The following is a 23071-nucleotide window of genomic DNA, read 5'->3' as shown; positions in this document are numbered from 1 at the left end:
AGATATTCTATGAAGATCTACCTGGTGGATGGTACCTATGAGCTGTTTCGCAGCCACTTCGGCGCGCCGCCGCGCAAGGCACCGGATGGGCGCGAGGTCGGCGCAACGTTGGGCCTTTTACGCAGCCTGCTGATGCTGTTGACGACGCCTGGCGTCACCCACGTGGCCTGTGCATTCGATCACGTAATCGAGTCCTTCCGGAACGACCAGTACCCCGGCTACAAGACCGGCGCGGGGGTTGACCCCAACCTGATCGCCCAGTTCCCGCTGGCCGAAGAGGCGGTTTCCTCGCTTGGGATGGTGGTCTGGTCGATGGTAGAGTTCGAGGCCGACGATGCCCTATCCAGCGCGACCGCTCGTTTCAAGAACGAAGATGGAGTCGAACAGATCGTGATCTGTTCGCCGGATAAGGATCTGGCCCAGCTGGTCTCTGGAAGCCGCATCGTTAGCTGGAACCGTCGCCGTAATATGCTCATCGATGAGGCGGGCGTGGTAGAGAAGTTTGGCGTACACCCACAATCGATCCCCGACTGGTTGGGGCTGGTGGGCGATGCGGCCGACGGTTTCCCCGGCATCCCGGGCTGGGGTGAAAAATCCGCGGCGGCCGTGCTTGCAAAATACGAGCACCTGGAGGCGATCCCTGTAGACCCGCAAACCTGGGGATTGAGTGCCAGCCGCGCCGCGCGTCTGGCCGAGAGTCTGGCACAGCATAGGGATGAGGCGCTGCTTTTTCGCAAACTGGCGACATTGCGCGAGGATGTGCCATTGAAGGAAACGCTCGCCGATCTGGAATGGCAGGGTGCCTACACACGGCTGAAAGATATCTGCCACCGGCTGGGCGATGAAAAGTTTCCCGGGCGGGTTACGAGGTGGCGCGAGAGATGAATGTGGCAGCGCAAAGAAGCGCAGAAGAAGCGTAAATACGCACTAACTTTTCATGGGTATTGAATAAGATGTATCCTCTGATCGTAGGCCCACAAAATTGGCAGAAGCTGCTGGCTGATCCTGAAAAGCAATGGTGAACAGGCTATTCAGCATGTACTATTGCGGATGCCTGTTTGTTGCATGTAGTCCAATATGGCCTCCGAGTATGAATAGATACGGTTGCTCAATTATTTCTTGGGACTCAATCTGAGCATGGTGTTCATGAATTTCTTGGCACACTTTTCGAGTAAAAATTGGTACAACTTTTCCAGGCTCATCCGCGAAAAAAGTGAGCCTGGTTGCTTACAGATAAGAAAAAACCAGGAAAGGAATGGAGAGGAAGCGGCGCGGGCTGAAGGAGGCGTGTTCGCGAGAGAGCTTACGCTCGACGCAAGACATGCAACCGCAATAAGTCAAATTTGGCGCGACCGAACATCAGCCTTTTTTGGAGTTTTAAGCAGTTGACCTGCGATTCAACCGGACCATTACTCCAGGACGAAGTGAAAGCAGCACGCACAGCTGCGTAATCGCGCCGAATGCCTTGAGCAAAGCCTTTCAGTTCAGCCAGGCCGCTGCTCTCGGAGAGTTGGAGCCAGGCGTCCAGATCCTTTTCTCGTCGCTCGGCAAGCATAGAAACAAAGGCTTGAGAGAGCTGATATGCTTTCTCCAGGTCAGGGTGGGCCCCACAGAGGAGAGCCACCTGATGCTTTTGCTCCTCGGTCAACTTGTGCGGTTGACTGAGACAGAGCCAAGTGGCTTGCCTGCAAGAGAGGCGACGTTTGGGCAAAGTAGGAGAGGCCGCCTCTCTCGCCGATTCGGCCGGCTGAAGCTGTGAGGGTGTCTGGGCAGCCTGATGCCGTTTGCGGAGCAGACCGATGAATTGTCGGAAGAGCGACTCTGAGCCGGTGTAGCCGAGGCTCAGGACTTGGTGATAGATCTGGGTGCCATTGTAACACTCCTGTTGCCACAGGGTGAGAATAGCTGGTTTGTAGGGATCAAGCAAGCTCCCTTTGGGAGGTGGGGTCGCACGTTCGGGGAAAGTCTCCGCGGAAAGGTACCGATGTACTGTTTGACGAGCGATGCCTAAGCGCTGTGCGATGACGCGCTCCGAACACCCTTGCGTATGGAGCGCCCGAACCGTTCCATAGAGAGCACAACGGTTGGTACGAGACACCTGGGAGCGAAGTTTTTCAGGTGAAGGCAAAGCCGCCTCCCTGGCATCCTTGTGGGGAGAGGCAGACATGTTGCGGAAAGGTTTGCCTTGCTCCAAGGCCAGGGCGTCCGAGCTGGAAGAGGCGGGTCGCCGCTTGCCGCGCGCGCTGGCAGGAACAGCATCGGAGAGGGTTTCTTCAATTTCTGGTAAATACTTCTGCTTGCGTGCGATGAGATCTTTGAGCGCATCTTGCAGGTTTTTCAGGACATGATACCGATCAGCAATCTGCTGAGCCTGAGGAGCCCCTTTCTTTGCGGCGGCGGCATACGCTCCTGCTCGATCGCGGCTGATCACCTCTATTTCCGGGTGAGCAAGCAGCCAGGCAGTGACTGTTTCCTCCTGGCGATCTGGGAGCAACTCAATTGGCAGACGCCGCTCAAGATCTACCAACAGTGTGCCGTAGGTCTGGCCACGCTTCCAACACCAATCGTCTATCCCCAGGACGCGTACTGAGACGGGCGGTGGACAGGCCACCTCGCGTAGCCGTCGCAGCAGGGTAGAAGCTGAAACCTGGATCGAAAGCGAAGGTGCCACGCGCTCGCACACCTCAGCGCTGGTGGCCAAACCGAGGGCGATCAGTGCCTGACGCAACCGATTGGTCATGCGCGCATAGGATTGCACCAATTCTGCCAGGCGTTCTGTGAAAATCGTCTGCTCGCAGATGGCAGCCCCACAGACAAATTTGCGCACGGAAAGCTTCAAGATCACGCGCCGACCACCGCAGGGCAAATCCGCGACGGTTCTCACGTAGTGTCCATGGACCCGTTCTGAACGCGCTCCACAACGAGGGCAGTGAGCATATGTCTTGGTACAGGCAATGGAAACGATTAATTCGGTTGTGGTCGGGCGGATTGACGAGATACAGATATCATCTGGAAGAGGTAAAAACGGCGAAGAGGTCTCCCACCCACTCATCGATGATGCACTCCTTAGAACGTTGCAACACCACAATTCATCGATGTTAGTCTATCAGGGAATCAAAGACCTGTCCAAGCAACCAGGCTCACTTTTTTCGCGGATGAGCCACTTTTCCCTTGCAAAATACAGTAGGTTGCCATATATCAATCTCCTGTATGAAGTTGTTGTTTGTTCTTGACTGCCATGAGTATAGCTGAGAATGGTGTAAGGAACTTCACCCATGTTCGTGATTGAGAGGGTGATAGGGGTATTTATGTTGGGAGGGGCGATTGTACCCAACAGCGAATCAAGCTGGTGTTGGCATAGAAGGGCAGTACGATCTTAACTAGATCATACCGCCCTTCTATATCTCTAAAAGTTCATTGGTGGTACAACCAGGGTGTAGCCTCCGACCACACAGTTTTCGATAATCTGGGTAAAGTGGTGGACGATATAGCCATCGCCGCCGAGATCAGTTGGTTGGGCCGAGATCAGTAGATCGCAGGCTGTGTCCGGGGCGAGCTCAAACGTTCCTAGTGTATTTCCAAGGGTTTGAGGATTAAAGTCAGGATCATTGGCGTTGAGTTGTTGGATGTAGTTCTGCAAGGTTATACTCACCGTCTGATCGCCTGGCGCTTCCTGCTGATATTGGATATCCTCCAGGTTCACTCCCAGTTCCATGCCGGTGATGTTTTTCTTCCTCATATTTAGTTGTTGCTCGATAAAGCCTGGCTTGCTATCTGTTTCGATGCTCGCCAGCAGGCTCATCAGGGTCGGGACATTTCCCTGGCGTAGATCGTCGAAGTCGCCTCGGATCAATAGGCTAGAAAGCGCCAGCCTGTAGGCCACTGCCCGCTTGAATGGATTACTGGCATGAAGAAGCAGTTTCTGTCCAGCTGTCGGATTCGCAACCGTCATATTGTGCTGGGCAACATGACGATCCAAAGCAGGAAAGAAGGGATACTTGAGGCCATCGCTTCCTTCTTCAACCGTGTCGCATTGGACGACAATGCAAGGATGACCATTGTCGAGTGGTTCCGGTATCCAGGGTTTCGGGCTGGTGACCTCGATATAGCTGCCAGCCGCGATCTGCTGGAGGGGTTGTACTGTAGCCGTATACAGGCTATTGGCGGCGGTAAAGGCCAGGGACGAATTGAACACAAAGAATTGCACCGACACAAATGGTAAAGCAGCTTTCTGACCTCCATTAAACACGCGCGCGCTAATGGTAATCTCCTCGCCGGGCACCACATTGCCAAAGGCATCTGTTTTATCCACAAAGATATGGGGAGATGCCCAGAATTGGATTTGTTTGCTCAGAGGGCGCTTTCCCTTATCTGTTCCATCGTAAGGGATATAAAGGTATGGTGTATAACTAGATGGAGTCCGGTCGCCTCGCGCAGGTGGTTCTGGCATATGCTCTTCTCCTGTTATGCATATTGAATATGAGTAGTTTCTGCCTGGTAATTAAGCTTCGGGTATGGCGGAACTGCGCGGGTCACCTGATTCAGGCAAAAGCCAGGTAGGAAAACCGATACCCGGATCACCATCCAGATCCCAGTCCAAAAGCTCGCTTGATTGTGTTTTCAGGATCAGTTCCATGCTAACATCGACTGCATTGCCGAAGAATGTATTGGTGGCATCGGGAGTATCAATTCTTCCCTGGCGGGCCTGCCACTCGTCCATGTCGCGTACCAGGGGTGATGAGGCGCCCGGTAGACTAAACAAGGGATTGAGCTGCTGTGGGGGAGCGCCTGTCGAGGCAAACTGGAAGCCATCCACGAAATGGAACGGCCAGGCAAGATCGACTGGATAGATGTTCTCGGCAGGTGATTCCAAAGGCTCGGTTGGAGGATTTGGCCAGTTACTCGCATTGGGTGGTGGAGGCGGATTCCAGAAGCCAGCTGGATACGTATTATTCTCTCGACGCCTGCTGCGCACAGTGTTCAGTGCGGCATCAACGGGCTCTATCTTACCCGTAAACTGGCGCGCGAACTGGTCGTGTGCCAACTCCTGTGTATAGGGGAAGCCCAGGCCGCTCCATTTCAGCATATCGTGCAAGGCATTGGTGAGGTTATAAAAGAAGACCATCACCCAGCCCTCATAGCAGCGCAGCTGTTCCCAATCGGGATCGGTTTCTCCATCAGCAACCAGGGCTACGGCCGCGACGATATCCGCGATACCGCCTGAGACATAGCCGGTCATCAACTGAACCACACCAAGCATGGCTGCCAGGATACCGCTCACAACCTCTCCTATGGAAGGATCGGTTGCTGGTTTCGGTAGTGGTGGAGGTGTGACGGTTCCGCCTACTACTACTGAGCCATCGGCTGCTACCCAGGGGGGACGCGCACCACAATTATCCGGACCGTTGCTCTGATCTGGTGGCATACAAGGAATGGCCTCGCCAGAGGTTTGCAGCCACAGGATCAACCAGGTCATGGCGTAGGCGCTTTGGAGTCCCTGGTCATCAACGCCTGTGCTGGCCGTAGGATCGGTTGATCCGTATGCCTTTTTATAGGCTTGCTTCCAGTAATCCAGAAAAGCCTGCGGCAACAGGGCGGGAACGGCAACACCATCATGCAAGCTTTGCAGGATGCTATCCTGATCTATTCCCGGCAATTCAATACGCTGTTGCAGGTTAGCTTTACAAAGATTGGGCCAATTAGTGTAGAGTGGGGTGGGTATGTCATTGTTATCGAACTGCACCTGGCTACTACCACCGGCAGCGTAATACCCATGTACCCAGGTATCGATATGGGTTCCGATCCAGCGATGGCGCCACCAATGATTGCGATAGGGAGCACCCACAACATTACTGATATAAGGATTGCCACATAGATCAGCGGCATAGCCTATCGTTGCTCCCAATGCATAAGCCTTCAGACGATCATCATTTCCAGCATTCGCCAACTCCTGTAGTGCTTGCAGGAAACGGCCGCTATGGCTGCCATGCAGGGTATCACGCGGTTGCCACTGATTGGCTGGAGCTATCTTCTCAGCAGGGGCGCCCGCGGCGATAGCCTTGCCGATGGTGTCACGCAGTCCGGACAGACTTGTTACCAGGGTTTGGACATCCTTAATGATCGTATTGAGTTGATCCAACTCATCTAGCATGCCCAGCAGGGCCAATTTCTTTTTATCCTTGATAACCCCGCTTAATTTATCAAGGGTACCACGTATCTGCTTCAGGTCCTGATATAGACCATTGCCAGCCGGACTGCCAGCCTGTGCCGCTCCTGACAGCAGTTTCAGTATCGGCAGCCAGGCCTGGAAGTAGAACGTATTGGGTTCATTGGTGTCTACCTCTGGTCGGGCTGCCATAAGATCACCCCAGGAAGCCCCAATTGCCCCCAGGTAAGCAAAAGAAAGATTTTCCCTGGTGTTCAATAAGCTGGCCTGTGGTGCCCCGGCCTTACGCAGGGCATCAAATACCTGATCCGCGATGACAAAGTGCGTTGGTACGCCAGGCATAGTTCCTCCTTTTGTTTTTGAAGATCCCGCGCTATCCTTAAAGCGGGATCTTCAAAAACGACAACCGCATCCCTGCATTCTGTTCTATGCATCCTTTTCGATCTATAAAGAGATACGCTAGTGGAGTGTATTTTAGAGGATATGATTTAGAATGATGCATCTCAAATGAATTTATCGCCTCTCTATATTTTAGAGGATAAGCCGAGAATATATGTAATTCTATATAATATGCTGGAAGGACAATAATTGCGTGAAAGGAAAAAGGCATATGGAGGATTCTCCGCAGATAAGTGATCAGAAGTATCTTTTACACGAGCAGTACAAAGATAGCTCATCTTTGCAAAGCCGACTGCAAGGAATGCAGCAGATGGGATTAGACTTTACCGAGTCATATCGCTGGTTGTTTGATCACCTGCCCCGGGAGCCGTAGCTCCATATTCTCGAACTGGAATGTGGTCATGGACTTCTCTGGCAAGAGAATCGTGATCGTATTCCGCAGGATTGGAAGATTGTTGTATCGGATTTTTCTGTCAGAATGTTTGAGGAGGCACAGACGAACCTGAAGGATATTCCTCACACTTTTGAGTTTCGTATCGTTGATGCACAGCAGATCCCCTATGGGGATAGCTCGTTTGATTATGGTATAGCAAATAACATGCTATACCATATACCGAATCTCTCATTGGCGCTATCCGAGATCCGGCGAGTCTTGAAGACGGGCGGGCAGTGTTTCGCGACAACGATAGGCCAGAATGTGGTTGATATGTTTGCTCGATTGATGCAGGCTGCACAGTCAGAGCAGTCAGAGCCACAAGATGATGGTTTTAAATTTACCCTGACGAGCGGCGCATCCTTGCAGGCTAACTATTTCCCGCAGGTAACGCTTGAGCGTCTGGATAGGCAGGTTAATATTCCAGATGCTGGATTACTGAGTGCTATGCTCAGTTCATTTACGCATATGGATGCGCCTTCGGAACATGACGATGATGCTGGGTCTCAAAAGCCTCTTTCTTTTACATTTGAGTATGGCCTGTTTATTGCCACGAGCCAGGCAAACACAAACCAATGAGTAGATAGAGGCTATGATCATGATGCAAAGAGCGTGCCGTGGTCATAGCGTTTTTTTTATACGATGTGCTTATATGCTCTATTGATAGATTGCTATCGCTTCCTCAGCGTATGGTACGCCGCTGGCGCGGATAATGCGCGCGAGTTCGTCGACGTCATAGGGTACATGACGGAAGGTGATACCCAGGCAAGCCCCTTCTGAGGAGACGATGGCATAATGCGACCAGGGATCAACGCGTATCCGTCCCTTTTCTATATCGGAAAGCTCCCAGTTATAAGCCAGGCTTACACTGCCAGGGTTGAAATACCAGCGCTGATCTATGCGCCGCATCTGCTGTGTATGTGTATGGCCTCCTGTTAACAGTGCCATATCAAAACCCTGCAGGAACTGACGCACCGTGTCATCCGTTGTATCGGGAAGAATAACATCATCGAAAGAACGAGGGGACCCATGGAAGCACAGCATCTTCTTTCCGTCTTCTAGCGAAACCTCAATGGTTGGTTGAAACCGCTGTATGAATGCGATATCTTCACGTGAAAGCTGGTTGAGCGACCAGTCTCTGATCATCTCCTGACGCTCACTGACCTGCTCATTTGGAGATGTTTCCTCACCCGTAATCAGCCACGCGTCGGCATTGCCCATCACTACCGGGCAATTCAGGTCTCGCAGTCGTTGTAGCGTTTCGGCAGGCTGTGCCCCGCCTTGCAGGGCATCACCCAGGCATACTATCTGCTCAATGTCCTGACGGCGTATATCCTTGAGGACCTGGTCAAGGGTATAGCAATTACCGTGTATATCTGAAATAACCGCAATCTGCATATGTTTATCCTCCTCTGAGTAGTAATGACCCGCAGGTAAGCCTCAACCTCAAGTATAGCGTATTGTATGCTCCAATGTCTGGAACATATGGCATCGCATGAAGATTTTCTCGTTCCATTGACACGTATCCATCGAAAGGAACTGACCAACAATACGGTGTATTCCATCGTGGCCCAGTACCAATCGGAGTTTCGGGGATTTGCCGAATACTACCAACTGGCAAACGATCTCTACAGGTTGAACACCCTGAAATGGACGATGGAACAATCCTTGGTAAAGACACTGGCAACGGAACTGAAAACGACCGTAAAAAAGGTCCACAAGAAGTTCGGAGTCACCTGGATAGTAGAAAGAAGAGCCTGTAAAGGGCTTCAAGCTACCATCCCACGCGAAGGAAAGAACCCACTCATTGCCAGATGGGGAGGCATTTCTCTCAAAAGACGACTTCAAGCCATCTTGAACGATCAGCCACCAATTATCTGGGGAGGAAGATCAGAACTGGAAAAGCGTCTTCTAGCCGATACCTGTGAGTTATGTGGCTCGACAGATCGAGTAGAGGTACATCATATCCGGGCACTGAAAGACCTGGAACGGAAAGGTAGACAGGAAAAACCTCTCTGGGCAAAGGTGATGTCAGCTCGCAGGAGGAAAACCCTCGTTGTATGCTGGTCGTGTCACAGGAACATCCATGCTGGACGACCTGTGATGAAGCCTCAAGCATGAAGCGTGTGTGAACGGAGAGCCGTGTGCATTGAAAGATGCAAGCACTGGTTCGGGAAGAGGCGGATGAGAACGTACCGAAAGGCAACGCATCAGCCGCCTACTTCACAATCTGGCGTGGTTCGCCAGCGACATGCTTCGCCAACTTCCTGCCTGAAGTTGGTCGTCCTGAGCAGTGGCTACGACCGGACGAAAATTGCCTGTGGAGCCAATGTGAGAGTGCGCCGTCTAACGGCGAGTTGAATTGCCATGAAATGGCGAAAGGTTGGGTGTAATGACCTTTCAGGGTAAAGGGTCTTACTTCAGGAAGGAAACCTCCTGGGGAACGGTAGCATGACCAGAAGCGGAGAAGCACGAAAGTAGGTAGTGTAGTAGCATCCGCCAACCCTGTGCGCAAGGAAAAACTGAAGGTTGAACCTGTGGCAACGCGAAAGCTAAGCCTACGTCCGACACGATGCAATTGGCCATCCACCGTAACCTACTTGTAACCGGTGACACCACAATACGTCCGTGGGTCTCACGCGGGCGAAACGCTCCCTGTGGTGAGTGGCCCCATTAACGAAGGGGTTTAAGGATAAACAGGGCCTAAACGCACTAAACGTTCAACTCGACCGGAATTCGGGATGGCCTAAAAGGCCGCAAGGCCCAAGGTTACGGAGCCTTCATAGTACTCGTAGGAATAACGCCCTACCAGGAAGCCTGGGAAAGCCAGGTATAGGGGGAAGGAAGGCAGGTATTACAGAGAGTCAAGGAGAAAGGAAGTCGCGAGATGCGAGAAACGAACTCAATCCTGGGACTCATTCACGAAAGAGGCAAGAAAGGATTACCTCTGGAACGAGTATATCGGCTCATCTACAACCCTAACTTGTACCTGACCGCCTATGGAAAGATCTATCGAAATCAGGGCGTATTGACAAAAGGCGTGACAGAAGAGACCGTGAACGGAATGTCCCTGGACAAAATTGAAACGATCATCAAAGCGTTGCGAGATGGCACGTTCCAATGGAGACCAGCGAGGCGGGTATATATCCCAAAGAAAAATGGGAAGGTACGCCCACTCGGATTGCCAGATTGGTCGGATAAGCTTGTACAAGAAGCCCTAAGGCTCCTTTTTAACGCCTATTATGAACCTCAATTCAGCGACCACTCACACGGATTCAGACCACAACGCGGCTGCCATACCGCCCTACGAGAAATCAAGAAATGGGATGGAACGGCATGGTTCATCGAAGGAGACATCTCAAAGTGTTTTGATAAGCTCGACCATCAGGTTTTGCTGACGATACTCAGAGAGAAGATCCATGATGAAAAGTGTATACACCTCATCAATGAACTACTGGAGGCAGGTTACCTGGAAGACTGGAAATACCATGCAACGCTCAGTGGTACACCACAGGGCGGCGTATTCAGTCCACTTCTAGCGAACATCTATCTCGACAAGCTAGATAAATACATTGAACAACAACTCATTCCAGCCCATACGAGAGGGGAAGTACGAAGGGAAAATGCAGTCTACAAGAATATACGACAAAAAGCCACTCGTGCCAGAAAAGCTGGAAAGACAGAAGAAGCAAAGTCGCTTCGACAGCTCCAACTCCAACTGCCTTCCCGTGATCCTGACGATCCTGGCTTCCGGCGTCTCCGATACGTCCGATATGCCGATGACTTTCTCTTAGGATTTAATGGCCCAAGAGAAGAAGCGGAAGAAATCAAGCAAAAGCTGGAAACGTTCCTACGTGATGAACTCCAGTTGGAACTCTCTCCGGCAAAAACTCTGATTACCCATGCGCGGACTCAGGCGGCAAGATTTCTCGGCTACGAAATCCAGACGCTCCAAAATGACATAAAGCAAACCAATGGAAGGCGGAGTGTCAATGGGCAAATTGGATTTCGCGTACCAAAAGATGTGATACGAGAAAAATGTCAGGATTACACAGAAGAAGGAAAACCTATCGATCGGCCTGAAATGCTGCGGGATAGCGCTTTCACTATCATCAGCTCCTATCAGGCAGTATATCGCGGAGTCGTGGAATATTACCGAATGGCTCATAACCTAAGTGCAACCATGTCCAAACTCAAATGGGATATGGAAAGGTCGCTAACAAAAACACTTGCAGCTAAAGGGCAAATCCCCGTGCCGCAGGTGTATCGAAGGTACAAAGCCACACTCATGGTGGAAGGAAAGCCCTACAAAGGCTTACAAGTCACTATTGAGCGAGAAGGAAAGAAGCCACTTGTCGCGCAATGGGGCGGCATCCCTCTCTTGTGGAATATCAAGGCAATCCTTGACGATCAACCAGAGCGCATATGGAGTACAACATCAGAGCTAGAGGAAAGATTACTGGCGGATACTTGTGAGTACTGTGGTGCTCATGAGAGATGTCAGGTGCATCATGTTCGAGCACTGAAAGACCTCCACGCACAAGGCAGAAAGCCACGGCCCCAATGGATGGTGCTAATGGCAGCCCGCCAGCGCAAAACGATGATCGTTTGCAAGATTTGTCACGAAGACATCACATATGGACGCCCAATGCGCCGAAAGGAGACGCAAACCGGCTTTATGCATGGTGAACCTGTGGCAAGTCGAAAACAAAGTAGTGAAAAGACACTGTAAAACTGGAGAGCCGTGTGCGCTGAAAGGTGCAAGCACGGTTCGGGGAGGGTCGGTTGGAAACGTGATAACCACAGTCTCGATGTGGATCACACGCGCTGGCCGTCTACTCTACCCGAAATGGGAGGGCTGATCCAAAGGTTCCCGTGCTCTGGCAACTGGCTGTGAAGCAGGAACAACTGACCGCTCAGGTGTGTCTTGCACACGTTTGAGTTTGAGAACGGTAGCAGAAAGAACTGTCGTGTTTGCAATCCGTGGTCAATGAAGGTATGTTTGGCATAGACAACATGTGTGTTGCTCAGGCCTGTGTTGTCGTGTCTACAGGTGCTCTGCCAGCCGGGTGAGTGTCCATTGTTCCGTGGCTGTCCTGTTTCCAGGTCAGCGCGTCGACTGGGCACGTTCCACGCTCCCAGCCGCCAGGTCAGGTCTGTACATGAGGGTCCATTCCTGAGCAGCAACACTGGTTACCGCAGAGCATTGCTGTTGTTGCATAGAATCCTGGACCCTGCTGCCCCACCAGAAGTTGTCTGTGTTTTCCTGCATGGGTGAATATGTTGGTGCCTCTTGCTGTATTGTTGAGAGCGAGCCATTTGGGTGTATTGCTTCTCAATGGGAACGAGACCAAGTGAGAGCACCAGGCACGTGTTGTGTTCATGAAAGGAGCAGACAATGACCCCTTCGATGTGTTCGTTTGTGGACCTTCTCCATTCCCATGATCCTGATCTCCGTGTGTCTGTTGGTGGGCAAGAGTTGCTTGATGCTCTTGTCGTCCGCCCTGCAGATGTTTCTCCAGATGAGGAAGCGTGCTATGTCCAATTTCTGGATGTTTCTTTCCATCGCCGCTTGTTGCGTTGTGTTGTTGGTGGTGGTGGGCGTTCTGTCTGGAGCAGAGAGGATCTCGTGACGGAGGCCGCGCCTCCGTCGTTGCAAGCGTTGGATGAGGCGCTGCGGCAGTGTGTCCAGTGGGAATTGGTGGTGGAGGATGAGCCGAGCCAGCGTTGGTATAGGCATCCCCGTCTTGTTCGCATCGGGAATTTTGGGTGGACATTCGAGTGGCTGGTGCAACAAGTGCTGGAACGCGAGTATGGTGCATTGGTACGGCGCCATGTGTTGGTGTGGGGGCTAGGAGAAATTGATGTGCTATCGGTGGCGAATGGACAATGGCTCCTGGTTGAGTGCAAATCGAGCTCGAAGGGATTGACGAATCTGCAACTTCGTCGGTTTTTTGAACAGTGTCAAGCTATTCATGCTGATCGCAGTGTCCTGTTGATTGATACAGATGACTCCCATCAGATGCGGCAGAGGCGTGGTCAGTTAGGGCAAGCGCTAGCAAGTGTGGGTAGAAAGGGAGCGGTGGGAGCCATTGAGCGTATAGGAGGAACAAGCATTGTGCATGTGCAAGACACATGGATGGTTGCTGACACAGGGAATGCGGTTTCCGAAACCATTCGAGCCATCATGGCGCGGTGACGCGGTGGATAGAATAGCGCGTGAAAAGGATGGGTTGAGCCCTCTCCAGATGGAGAGGGCTTTTTGGTATCTCGTTGCTATTATGGAGGGATAACATGTTGTTTTGCATTCGTTCACGACGAGTGGCGACTCGTTGGGGCGGCGCAGCAGCGGAGCGGGGGTGCATGTGTTGTTGTGAGCTGAACGCGTATCCAGGCCAGAGACGACAAACGTCAGGATGTTTCCGACCAGCAAAGAAGCAGGAAAGAAAGACACGTGTGCCCTCGTCTTTTTGGGAACAGACACGCACAGCTGTGCGTGTCTCCCCGGTAGTATATACCATCACGCCTCGCCACGACGAGCAAATGTGGCGGCGCGTCGCCATATTTGCAGATAGACAGGTAAGCGAGGGGAGAAGAGCAGGAGGTGTTCGCCGCTGGATCGGGAGAGAGGGGAGCGCTGTGGGAGTGAGAGTATGAGTGAAAGAGAGAACAACAAGATGTTGAATGATCACGATATGTATCATCGGCCCGTGAACAGCCGACACCTCATCGATACTATCATGAGTGCCTACGCTTTGACCTCTGTTGGCGACCCCATTGACCTGGGTGGCTCTTCGAACTTGAACCTGCTCTTCTCGGAGAGGGGGCTCTGTCAGGTAGCACGCATCTATCGAGAGTGGGTCACGCGGGAGCGTCTCCAAGGAATCCAATCCATCCGGGCGACGCTTCGTGACGCAGGGCTTCCCTTTGCCCAGACCAGGCTCTCGGCTGATGGACACCCGTTTATCCATTGCGTCAACTGGCTCGTCGAGGTGGAGCCATTCATCGGCGGCCAGGACATGACGACATGGACTCAGCTCAAAGATGGGATGCAGATGTTGGGCAGGATCCATACCGTTCTCTCGAGGGTCGCCGTTGTGCCCGGTACCAGACGTGCCCCGGCGGCCAACCATATCGATGCGGCAGATGCCTTGCAGACCACGTTGCGTGCCTGCAAGAGTATCCGCTCGTGGGCATCGTCGGAGGAGGAAGAGCGCATCGCATCGCTCTCTGAGGAGTTGGCGCACGCGTTGCGGGACGCAGGGGATGTGGCCACCATGCAGCTCCCTCGACAGTTGCTGCATGGGGATTTCTGGGACAACAACGTCAAGTTCCGAGACGGCTCTCTGATGGCGGTGTTGGATCTCGACTTTATGGAGGAGGGGACTCGGATTGATGATCTTGCGTTAGTGCTCTACTATACCAACTCTGGATCGACCCTGGCTGAGCTGCATTCTCCAGGTGAACGCATGCAGGCGCTACGGGAACTCATCGATGCTTACGACTCCGGTCTTGAACGCCGCCTCTCGCAGGAGGAGCGAGCGTTGCTTCCTCTCGTGCTTGCCCGCACACCACTCAAGTACGCTCGGCACTTGCTTCTGTGTTCACGTGTCACGGAGCAGCGAGCTGTGGCTCTGGCCGAGGCGCCAGAGCTAGAGTGGGCACTCTCCATTGCCACGTTTGCCGCCCCCTGGCAGGCCGCCTTCCGCTAACGTTCTCTGCACATGGATGTGTGTGGCAAGAGCCGATTGATCTCCCACGCGATCGTGTGTGCTCATTGCAGCGGCGATCTTCTGTGCGTGATTGGGTACTATTGGAGTGGGGGAACGCGCCAGGAGGTGAAGAGGAGGAGTCCCATTGAAAAAAGGGAAAGGTAAGATGAGACCACCCTGGATCGCCCATGGGTGTTTGCCCATGGGAATATATTTGTACACAGAATGAAGATGTCAACAGAGCAAAAAGCCTGTGTTTATCTGGATTTGTTCTTTTTCTGCGCTTTATAATCCTTATGGTGATGATTGTGTGTATAAAGGGTGAAATCTATTGTTATACCCTATGAAAGATCCAGAGCAGAATTTTCTACAAAAATAGTGGTATCTCTGAATATGAAAGGATCATGTCCTATGGCTTATTCCTATCAAGCGAACTATCAACCGTCTCTAGGGCGAAAACCGAGCACATTGGCAGAATTGAAGAAGTGCGGGCTTCTCTTGTTGTTCGGCGGCATCGTTGAAATGGTAGCTACGGTTGTGACAATGTTGATGGTGCTGTATTCCAACTTTGACCTGTATTACCTCTTGTTTGATGGACCGGTGATTGTTCTTTCGGCTTTTTGTATGGCTTTTCTGGTGGTCAAAAAGACCGGCCGAATTGGCTCAGGTTTATTGGCTAACCTGCTGTTAAATTTTGGCTATCATGTTGGTGCCGTCATTGTCGTACTACTAGCGTTTTTTGCCACTATACCTGTGTATGATGGATTACCCTCTTTGTTTTTTCCGGTGTTCATTGCCATTGCGTTATTTGTCTGCTGTCTGTTTCTGATCGGCATAAATTTCCTCTGTGGTTTACCGGGTGTCTGGCTGGGGAAATGGCAGTATCGGCGGACGTTCAACGATGGTCCTGGTGTTGCGATGATCGCTAGAGAAATGAACCAGGCGACCTCATACGTCGTGAATCGGGAGACGCCGAACTATGACAACCGGCCTGCTGGATCTACCTCTCCAGCAGATCAGGAGAATGGACAGGCACATGGAGATAGCCAGGCTGCTGTGAGTGCAGACAATGGAGAGATTGAATACAGGGAATATAGTTGTTATGAGGATATGGGGAACGACACCAATTAGCATTGTTCTAGCGTTTGAACAATTCTTTGCACTGTAGAACGAATCTCATCTTTGTTAACGGCGATCTGAGGGAGGTGGAGCAGATCCGGAACTACTCTGCCAGCCATGCCAACGAGAAGATTGCTGATAAAGATGGCACCATTGATGGACGGTAAGGGGTGCGCTTAGGGTAACCGGGGGTGACGGTGCTCGATTCCTAGTATACGGCAGAAACGATAACGATCATGCATGCATCCATGATCGTTATCGCGCTCTACCAGAGACGCATTACTTATCACGTTCAGGCTAGTAAAGGGCGGCCTGTGCGGCAGACAGGCGCGCCACCGGGACGCGGAAGGGAGAACAGCTCACGTAGTCGAGGCCAACTTCATGACAGAACTCGACACTATCAGGGTCTCCTCCGTGCTCTCCACACATGCCGATCTCGAGATCAGGCCGCGCACGGCGCCCCTTCTCACAGGCAATCTTCACAAGCGCCCCAACCCCTTCCCGATCCAACGTTTGGAACGGATTGACAGGTAAAATTTTGACCAGTTGTTTTTTGCCTGGCACCCCCAGCCCTTCCACATACTGGAGTAAGAATTTGCCTTCGGCGTCGTCTCGGCTGAACCCAAAGGTCATTTGCGTGAGGTCATTGGTGCCGAAACTGAAGAAATCAGATGCGGCGGCGAGTTCATCAGCGATGAACACGGCGCGCGGGACCTCGATCATGGTGCCAAATTGATACTCAGTAGGATGTGACGCATACATCTCAGCAACAGATTGCAGCTGCCGGCGTACCTCTTTCAGTTCATTACCATGGCCGATGAGGGGGATCATGATCTTCGGGTGCAGCTTTATCCCCTTTGTCGACACGCGCACCACGGCCTCAAAAATCGCGCGCGCCTGCATGACGTTGATCTCGGGGAAGAGTAGGCTCAATCGGCAACCGCGCAGACCTAGCATGGGGTTCATCTCGCGCATAGCTCCCACGGCATCGAGCACCTGACGCTTCTCTGCCAGTTCGGCCTCGTGACCACCCTCGGTTTCCAGGCGGGTGACCTCGACCAGCAGCTCCTCGTAGGATGGGAGGAACTCGTGCAGTGGAGGATCGATCAGGCGGATAACAACCGGATACCCTTCACCAGTTTTGGGATCAACCATCGCTTCAAAGATGCCCTGGAAGTCGTCACGTTGAAAGGCCTGCAGTTGTTCAAGGGCGGCCTCGCGCTCCTCTTTGGTTTTGGCGAGGATCATTTTCTGCACGATCGGCAGTCGATCCCGCTCCATGAACATGTGTTCGGTACGGCAGAGGCCAATGCCCTGGGCGCCAAAGGCGACGGCGCGTTTGGCGTCGCGTGGAGTATCCGCATTGGTTAATACCCTCAACCGACGAAACCTGTCGGCCCAGCCCAGCAGCTTCTTCAGATCGGTCTCTTTGTCGAAATCGGCGTCGACGGTCTTGATGATGCCGGCGAAGACCTCGCCGGTGGCGCCGTCGATCGAGATATCGTCACCCTCTTTAATCACGAGATCGGAGCCGACCACGCGGAAGAGGTGCTGCTCCTCGCTCACCCGGATGCCTTCACAGCCGGCGACGCAGGGGAGTCCCAGGCCACGGGCTACGACGGCGGCGTGACTGGTGGCACCACCACGAGCGGTCAGGATACCTTTAGCGACCAGCATGCCGTGTACGTCGTCTGGACTGGTCTCTGGGCGAACCAGCACGACAGGGGTACCGGCTTTACCCAGCTCCTCGGCGCGATCGGCGTCGAAGATAGCCTTACCAAAGGCGGCGCCAGGGGAGGCATTTAACCCTCTGGACAACAGCCGCCCTTCGTACGTCGCCCGCTGCTTATCAACAACAGCAAAGCGCGGCAACAGCAACTGATAGACCTGAGCAGGCTCAACGCGTTTGACCGCCTCTTCCGGCGTGATCAGACCCTCTTCGACCATGTCGACGGCGATCTTCACGGCCGCGCCGGCGTTCCGTTTGCCCGAGCGCGTCTGCAGCATGTAGAGCTTGCCTTGCTCAACGGTGAACTCCAGGTCCTGCATGTCGCGATAGTGTTTCTCAAGGCGCTGCGCGATCTCCTGGAACTGTTGATAGACCTCGGGCAGTTCTTGTTCCAGCTTACTGATGGGGGATGGGGTACGGATATCGGCCACCACATCTTCACCCTGGGCATTAAGCAGATACTCGCCATACAGCTTCTTTTCACCATGGGCCGGATGGCGCGTGAAGGCCACGCCGGTGCCACTGTTGTTGCCCATGTTGCCAAATACCATGCTCTGGATGTTGACGCCGGTGCCGAGGCTGTGCGGGATCTTGTTGAAGTTGCGATAGTCGATGGCACGCTTATTGTTCCAGGAGGAGAAGACGGCCTCGATGGCTTTGTGCAACTGCTGATAGACATCGGTGGGGAAGGGCTGACCGGAGGCGCGCTCGGCGATCTGTTTGAAGTCGCCGACCAGCTTCTTCAGGTCTGCGGCCGGGATCTCCGCGTCGGTTGTAACGCCCGCTTCGTGCTTATAGCGTTCCAGCACGGCCTCAAAATCCTGAGGATTGGTATCGAGCACGATGTTGCTAAACATTTGGATGAAGCGACGATAGGCGTCGTAGGCGAAGCGCTCGTCACCGGTCAGTGCCACCAGCCCCAGGACGGTCTCGTCGTTGATACCAAGGTTCAAGACGGTATCCATCATGCCCGGCATCGAGAATTTGGCGCCCGAGCGTACCGAGACCAGCAGCGGATGCTCCTTTGAGCCAAAGCCCTTACCGGTCTGTTTTTCCACAATCGCCAGGGCGGCCTTTGCCTGGTCCCAGACGCCCTCCGGGAACTGTCGGTTGTGATAGTGGTGCGCGTTACAGGCTTCAGTTGTAATCGTAAATCCGGGAGGTACGGGAAGTCCGGCGTTGGTCATTTCAGCCACGCCTGCGCCTTTGCCACCCAGCAGTTCGCGCATACTGGCGTTGCCTTCGCTAAAGAGGTAGACCCATTTGCGAGGAGAGCGTTTAACAACCTCGTCCAATTCAAATTGGGCAATCTGTTGTGCCATGAAAACCGCCTCCATGTATACCGTATTCATTTCATGCGATATGTAGCAGCTAAGGGAAAGGTAGAAAAACCACATTCGTAGCCTCAAAACAGGCTAGCTTGCTGCAGTACCATCCGCTCCCATTGCCGCAAAAGGAAAACGACATCGCGCCTACAGAGGTATATCTGCCACCCCGCTAGAACATGACCCGTTTCCTGTTTCAGCAGTATAAAATACATTCCTGAATATGACAAGACAAGAACTACAAGTATTCAAAAAATGTAAGTAAGGAACAATGTATTAATTTATTTTAATATGCAATATATTCTCATCGTATTCGTATAAAAATGAACATGTATAGATAGGTTTTTATAGCTACAAAGGCTAACACATAATGTATGCGAAACAAACGACCTCTTTCTGTAAACGCGAAAATTCCATGAACACGTTTTTTCATGGTGGCCTGGGGAGAAAGAGGGAGGGTGGGAAACGGGAGAGAAAGCGCGTGGGGAGAGGATGGAGGCAGGGTGAGGCAGGAGAAGGAGCTCTCAAAAAGCGAAGAAAAATGGAATTGACTGTGCCTGCTTCCTTGTGTCATTCTTTGATCGATAGATGAGATGAAACTGTAACCAAAACGTGAGAGGGGAACAAGGTGAGCAGGCGCGGCACGGTGACCGCGCCAACTTGCTGCTGTGTGAGAGGATGCTGGCCGCTATGGCTCTAATTGGGCGCGCAGGATGGCGGCTAATTGGATGATGTGGATGGTGCCATCTGGGCAAGGAGTGAGCACGTAGGTGACGATGCGCTGGAGATCGGTGTCGAAATGCTAGGGGCGAGGGAGGGGCATGGCCTGCAGGCGTGTCTAGAGGGCATCATTGGAGGAGTTGTGCAGGCCGAGCAGGGCGCGTTGCTGTGCGAGCGAGAGGCTGGAGTGTTGGTGGTGGAGGTGGAGGGCGTGGCCGAGAAAGCCAGGGGTGCTGGCGGCGAAGTCATCCCAGGCAGTGAGGATGGACGTGTCGTCGGTCATGGTGGTGTTCTTTCTGTGTGGTTGCCAGAAGCGGCGTCTTGAAGGTGTCTCACGAGAGGTATACAGCCGCCGCGTGAACGTGTCGCGCGAAGAGGGACGAATTTTGGGAACGGGAGGAATAGTTGTGTGTGGATAAGGAAGGAAGAGCAGGAGCTACCGATCACCTGATGGGTAGCCCCTGTTCTGTGTCAGTGTGCGTTCGGGTGCTCTGATACACGAGCTACACTGGCGGAAAAAATGCAAGCAACCCTTCTTTATCCATACGGCTCTTCTCTTTCCCACCGTCCACGTGCGATAAATCGTTGCAACTGATGGCAGTGTTGCTCGATCTCAATGTTGTTCTCCTGTCTCCATTGTTGATTGTAGTAGGTATCTCGATACAGCTCCCCGGAGTCGCAGCCGATAATCACGACCGATCCCGACTTATTGGCTTTGAGCATTTCCGCGATCAGCTGACAAGCTCCAATGACGTTTGTCCCGGTTGAGGCTCCATAACGTTTCCCAACCAGTTCTTCAAGGACATGGATAGCGGCAATCGATGCCTCATTGGGCACTCTGATCATTCGATCAATGATGTTGGGCAGAAACGAAGGCGCGACCTGTGGTCGTCCAATCCCCTCGATGCCAGATCCTCCTTGCAAACAGCGGCCAGCATCACGCTTGTGATAGTAATCATAATAGACGGAACGTTCAGGATCGACGACACACACCTGCGTTTCATAGCTGCGCAGACGGATATAGCGTCCCAGTGTCGCGGCGGTGCCGCCAGTGCCAGCGCCACAGATGATCCAGTCGGGGATTGGATACGGTTCGTTTTCGAGTTGTTTGAAGATCGATTCGGCTATATTATTATTGCCACGCCAGTCGGTTGCTCGTTCCGCAAAGGTGAACTGATCCATGAAATGTCCATGCAACTCTCGGGCAAGTTCACGCGCTCGTGTTTGATCTTGACTTGGATCATCGACCAGCACACACTCACCGCCGTAGCGCGTGATCCTCCGAATCTTTTCAGGGGATGTCGTGCGTGACATTACCGCGATAAAGCGCAGACCCAGCAATTGTGCATAGTACGCTTCAGAAACAGCTGTACTTCCCGATGAGGCTTCAATAATTGGCGTATCACTCGTAATCCAGCCATTGCACAATGCGTACAGAAACAACGAGCGGGCCAGTCGATGCTTCAAACTGCCGGTAACATGCGTCGACTCATCTTTGATGTAAAGCTTGACCTGGGAACATGCAGGCCAGAGAACTGGTACTAAATGTGTGTCCGCCGAGCGAGTAAAATCAGCGTTGATCTTCGCGAGTGCCTCGCGTACCCATGGATCAGACATGAACAATATACCTCCACTTCAAATATAGGTGCGTTTCTTCCGGGCAATACTTTTAGCTATAATTACATATTCATATGCACAACACAAGGAATCCACACCTATTGGATTTGTCTCCCTGTTTAGTGTACCCTTTTCTAGGAGTATGAAGGAAGAGCTTTAACGATAAGAGGATGAGATTATGGCCAGCATACTCGTTGTGGAAGGTGAGATCGATATCTGGTAACATGCTGCCGTGTCAGTTCATGGGATGGCGTTGCCTCGGCATGTTGTGGCAGCGGAGCGGTGTCTGTTTTTGGTTGGAAATGTGACGATGCGTCGCCATATTTCCAGGTGTTGTGGGCGGGTGAGCGTGCGAAGGGAGAAGAGTAGGCATTGTTGCAGAGATCACGCGAAGCAACTCAGGTTGGGGACGGATCTGTCCCGAAGAACCCGCGTTCAAGGGGGCAAAGTATCCTTGCGCATCCAGCGTCACGCCAAAGACACTGAGCAGTCGTTGTAACACGTCCACGCCTCCATCTTCCTGTTCTTCTTTGGGCAGGACTTTTCCTGATGGCAGACGAAGCCGCGATACTCACACACGCTGCCAAAGCATTAGGGGTAATTTTGAAATAGCAACAACAACAGGAGGATCCCTCCAGTGGTGTTGCGCAAAAGCGGGAGGGACCCCACGTGGTTCGGCTCGTAGCAAAGGTGGGTGTGGTCAGTGCATTATTTCGCCCCTAGTAACGGATCATCCAATTTGAGCAGGTATACCTTATACTCTGCGCCCGGAGGTTGCGCTGTGATCGTCGGATCGTAGCACAGCACCGCTTTCTCAAAGTGCTGGACCCGTTTAGCTCCGACAGCAATCTCGTTGGTGGTGGGAAGGCCAATGATTGGCAACGTTTGTCCGTCGATCGTCAGATTGCTGTAATATTTGCGAATGTTGCCGCCTAACAGGCACCTGGTATGCCTGCATTGCCAGAGGCCGCCCGGCGTTTGTTCCACAAAGTAGGGATGGAAGTCGGCTGACTGCGTCGTAAACACTTCACTATTCTCCAATTGAGGTATTGGGGGTGCCAGGTAGTCCCATAGTGCTTGCCATGGGTAGTTGCCTGGACAGTGCGCCCGATTAATCGAATCGATCTGGAAATGGCCGATAATGCCGCCGTTACTATCCCCAGCGCGCATAGGGATGCTATGCCGCTGACAGATGTGCTTAATCAGCGAAAAGCTGGCTGCTTTCTGGGCGGATGTGAGCGGTGTACTGTTGTCGATTGATGGATCGATATGCTCGATGCTGATTGTGTGTACATTGAGGTTGTTATTCTGCCCGTTGCAAAATGGCAGGAACGGGGCATAGTTGCCGATGGTACAGCAGTTGGCCCCGGCTCCGGCGCCCTCAGGAACACATTGCACAATAGTGCCATCCTGGCCGACAACATAATGTGAACTGACGTGCTCTGTGTTACGGCTCAAATCACCAAAGTAGGCAGCGCATTCTTGCGCCGTGTGAAAGCCTGCCGTTTTGTGGACAACAAGCCAGATGGCGTCGGTGTATTCAAAGGTAATCTCCTGGGGCACCCATATAGCGAGAGCGCCTGCTTCATCCACACGCATAAAAAGGCCTCCTTGACTATTGTTGCGTTTATGGTTGCTCGTATGGATTGTCGTAAGAACCGGCATCCCCAGAAGTGTCACCACCAGTGTCACCTGCGCTCGGGTCTGTCCAGGGTCTGCCGTCGTTGATCCGACGATTGGCTGCCTGGTGACGACTCGTGGCGCCTGCTCCAACGACGTGTTCTCATAAGTGTGGGTGAGTGGTTTTCGCTTTTTCTGGCATACCAGGTATTGAAAGAGTGAGCTGGTAAT

The 23071-nt window shown here is 52.7% G+C and carries 17 protein-coding genes; 9 read left to right on the top strand and 8 right to left on the bottom strand.

Features of this window, described 5'->3' with window-relative positions; genetic code table 11:
• Positions 1–9: 9 nt before the first annotated feature.
• Positions 10–885 (top strand): 5'-3' exonuclease, encoded by an 876-nt coding sequence (locus AABA21_RS00485; protein WP_338246731.1) that lies wholly within the window; start codon positions 10–12, stop codon positions 883–885.
• Between the two features lie 418 nt (positions 886–1303).
• Here the strand turns inward: AABA21_RS00485 and AABA21_RS00480 are convergent, their stop codons facing one another.
• The 3 genes from AABA21_RS00480 to AABA21_RS00470 all read right to left on the bottom strand — a co-directional run bounded on the left by AABA21_RS00480 (position 1304) and on the right by AABA21_RS00470 (position 6508).
• Complete coding sequence (locus AABA21_RS00480; RefSeq protein WP_338246729.1) at positions 1304–3052, bottom strand: ISL3 family transposase; 1749 nt, start codon at positions 3050–3052, stop codon at positions 1304–1306.
• Between the two features lie 354 nt (positions 3053–3406).
• Complete coding sequence (locus AABA21_RS00475; RefSeq protein ID WP_338246727.1) at positions 3407–4450, bottom strand: hypothetical protein; 1044 nt, start codon at positions 4448–4450, stop codon at positions 3407–3409.
• Positions 4451–4501: 51 nt separating this feature from the next.
• Positions 4502–6508: a hypothetical protein gene (locus tag AABA21_RS00470; RefSeq protein ID WP_338246725.1), complete on the bottom strand. Its 2007-nt coding sequence runs from the start codon at positions 6506–6508 to the stop codon at positions 4502–4504.
• Positions 6509–6776: 268 nt separating this feature from the next.
• Between AABA21_RS00470 and AABA21_RS00465 the strand changes: the two genes are divergently transcribed.
• Together AABA21_RS00465 and AABA21_RS00460 are read left to right on the top strand one after the other, a co-directional pair.
• On the top strand, positions 6777–6938 hold the full coding sequence (locus tag AABA21_RS00465; protein WP_338246724.1) for a hypothetical protein: 162 nt from the start codon (positions 6777–6779) through the stop codon (positions 6936–6938).
• Between the two features lie 6 nt (positions 6939–6944).
• A complete protein-coding gene (locus AABA21_RS00460) occupies positions 6945–7577 on the top strand; it encodes a class I SAM-dependent methyltransferase (RefSeq protein ID WP_338250973.1) in 633 nt (210 codons plus the stop codon).
• Positions 7578–7655: 78 nt separating this feature from the next.
• On the opposite strand, the gene AABA21_RS00455 is transcribed toward AABA21_RS00460, so the two are convergent.
• On the bottom strand, positions 7656–8396 hold the full coding sequence (locus AABA21_RS00455) for a metallophosphoesterase family protein (RefSeq protein ID WP_338246722.1): 741 nt from the start codon (positions 8394–8396) through the stop codon (positions 7656–7658).
• An 87-nt stretch (positions 8397–8483) separates the two neighbouring features.
• On the opposite strand from AABA21_RS00455, the gene AABA21_RS00450 reads away from it, so the two are divergent.
• The 5 genes from AABA21_RS00450 to AABA21_RS00430 all read left to right on the top strand — a co-directional run bounded on the left by AABA21_RS00450 (position 8484) and on the right by AABA21_RS00430 (position 15841).
• Complete coding sequence (locus AABA21_RS00450; RefSeq protein ID WP_338246720.1) at positions 8484–9119, top strand: HNH endonuclease; 636 nt, start codon at positions 8484–8486, stop codon at positions 9117–9119.
• Positions 9120–9885: 766 nt separating this feature from the next.
• Positions 9886–11730 (top strand): reverse transcriptase/maturase family protein, encoded by a 1845-nt coding sequence (locus AABA21_RS00445; protein WP_338246718.1) that lies wholly within the window; start codon positions 9886–9888, stop codon positions 11728–11730.
• A 666-nt stretch (positions 11731–12396) separates the two neighbouring features.
• Positions 12397–13197, top strand: coding sequence for a hypothetical protein (locus AABA21_RS00440; RefSeq protein WP_338246715.1), 801 nt, complete (start codon positions 12397–12399; stop codon positions 13195–13197).
• 454 nt (positions 13198–13651) lie between these two features.
• Positions 13652–14710 carry a phosphotransferase enzyme family protein gene (locus AABA21_RS00435; RefSeq protein WP_338246714.1) on the top strand — a complete coding sequence of 353 codons (1059 nt, stop codon included), beginning with the start codon at positions 13652–13654 and terminating at the stop codon, positions 14708–14710.
• Between the two features lie 411 nt (positions 14711–15121).
• Positions 15122–15841, top strand: a complete 720-nt coding sequence (locus tag AABA21_RS00430) for a hypothetical protein (protein ID WP_338246713.1) — start codon at positions 15122–15124, stop codon at positions 15839–15841.
• Positions 15842–16126: 285 nt separating this feature from the next.
• On the opposite strand, the gene ppdK is transcribed toward AABA21_RS00430, so the two are convergent.
• Entirely contained in the window at positions 16127–18880 is a 2754-nt protein-coding gene (gene ppdK, locus AABA21_RS00425; protein WP_338246711.1) for a pyruvate, phosphate dikinase, read from the bottom strand.
• A gap of 727 nt (positions 18881–19607) precedes the next feature.
• Here ppdK and AABA21_RS00420 point away from each other — a divergent pair.
• Entirely contained in the window at positions 19608–19928 is a 321-nt protein-coding gene (locus tag AABA21_RS00420) for a hypothetical protein (protein WP_338246709.1), read from the top strand.
• Between the two features lie 212 nt (positions 19929–20140).
• Here the strand turns inward: AABA21_RS00420 and AABA21_RS00415 are convergent, their stop codons facing one another.
• From AABA21_RS00415 to AABA21_RS00405, 3 genes are all read right to left on the bottom strand, one after another.
• Positions 20141–21220, bottom strand: coding sequence for a PLP-dependent cysteine synthase family protein (locus tag AABA21_RS00415; RefSeq protein ID WP_338246706.1), 1080 nt, complete (start codon positions 21218–21220; stop codon positions 20141–20143).
• Between the two features lie 235 nt (positions 21221–21455).
• Positions 21456–21722 carry a hypothetical protein gene (locus AABA21_RS00410; RefSeq protein WP_338246705.1) on the bottom strand — a complete coding sequence of 89 codons (267 nt, stop codon included), beginning with the start codon at positions 21720–21722 and terminating at the stop codon, positions 21456–21458.
• A gap of 206 nt (positions 21723–21928) precedes the next feature.
• Positions 21929–22819: an N-acetylmuramoyl-L-alanine amidase gene (locus tag AABA21_RS00405; protein WP_338246703.1), complete on the bottom strand. Its 891-nt coding sequence runs from the start codon at positions 22817–22819 to the stop codon at positions 21929–21931.
• Positions 22820–23071 lie beyond the last annotated feature (252 nt).

Source organism: Dictyobacter halimunensis (genome assembly GCF_036245075.1).
Note: the sequence above shows the minus strand (reverse complement) of the source record. Positions and strands in the feature narration are given on the sequence as shown.

Coding starts and splice junctions, on each gene's coding strand:
- AABA21_RS00475 (WP_338246727.1), bottom strand. CDS start 4,450: ATGCCAGAACCACCTGCGCGAGGCGACCGGACTCCATCTAGTTATACA.
- AABA21_RS00405 (WP_338246703.1), bottom strand. CDS start 22,819: ATGCGTGTGGATGAAGCAGGCGCTCTCGCTATATGGGTGCCCCAGGAG.
- ppdK (WP_338246711.1), bottom strand. CDS start 18,880: ATGGCACAACAGATTGCCCAATTTGAATTGGACGAGGTTGTTAAACGC.
- AABA21_RS00465 (WP_338246724.1), top strand. CDS start 6,777: ATGGAGGATTCTCCGCAGATAAGTGATCAGAAGTATCTTTTACACGAG.
- AABA21_RS00485 (WP_338246731.1), top strand. CDS start 10: ATGAAGATCTACCTGGTGGATGGTACCTATGAGCTGTTTCGCAGCCAC.
- AABA21_RS00435 (WP_338246714.1), top strand. CDS start 13,652: ATGAGTGAAAGAGAGAACAACAAGATGTTGAATGATCACGATATGTAT.
- AABA21_RS00430 (WP_338246713.1), top strand. CDS start 15,122: ATGGCTTATTCCTATCAAGCGAACTATCAACCGTCTCTAGGGCGAAAA.
- AABA21_RS00480 (WP_338246729.1), bottom strand. CDS start 3,052: ATGAGTGGGTGGGAGACCTCTTCGCCGTTTTTACCTCTTCCAGATGAT.
- AABA21_RS00455 (WP_338246722.1), bottom strand. CDS start 8,396: ATGCAGATTGCGGTTATTTCAGATATACACGGTAATTGCTATACCCTT.
- AABA21_RS00450 (WP_338246720.1), top strand. CDS start 8,484: ATGGCATCGCATGAAGATTTTCTCGTTCCATTGACACGTATCCATCGA.
- AABA21_RS00440 (WP_338246715.1), top strand. CDS start 12,397: ATGACCCCTTCGATGTGTTCGTTTGTGGACCTTCTCCATTCCCATGAT.
- AABA21_RS00470 (WP_338246725.1), bottom strand. CDS start 6,508: ATGCCTGGCGTACCAACGCACTTTGTCATCGCGGATCAGGTATTTGAT.
- AABA21_RS00445 (WP_338246718.1), top strand. CDS start 9,886: ATGCGAGAAACGAACTCAATCCTGGGACTCATTCACGAAAGAGGCAAG.
- AABA21_RS00415 (WP_338246706.1), bottom strand. CDS start 21,220: ATGTCTGATCCATGGGTACGCGAGGCACTCGCGAAGATCAACGCTGAT.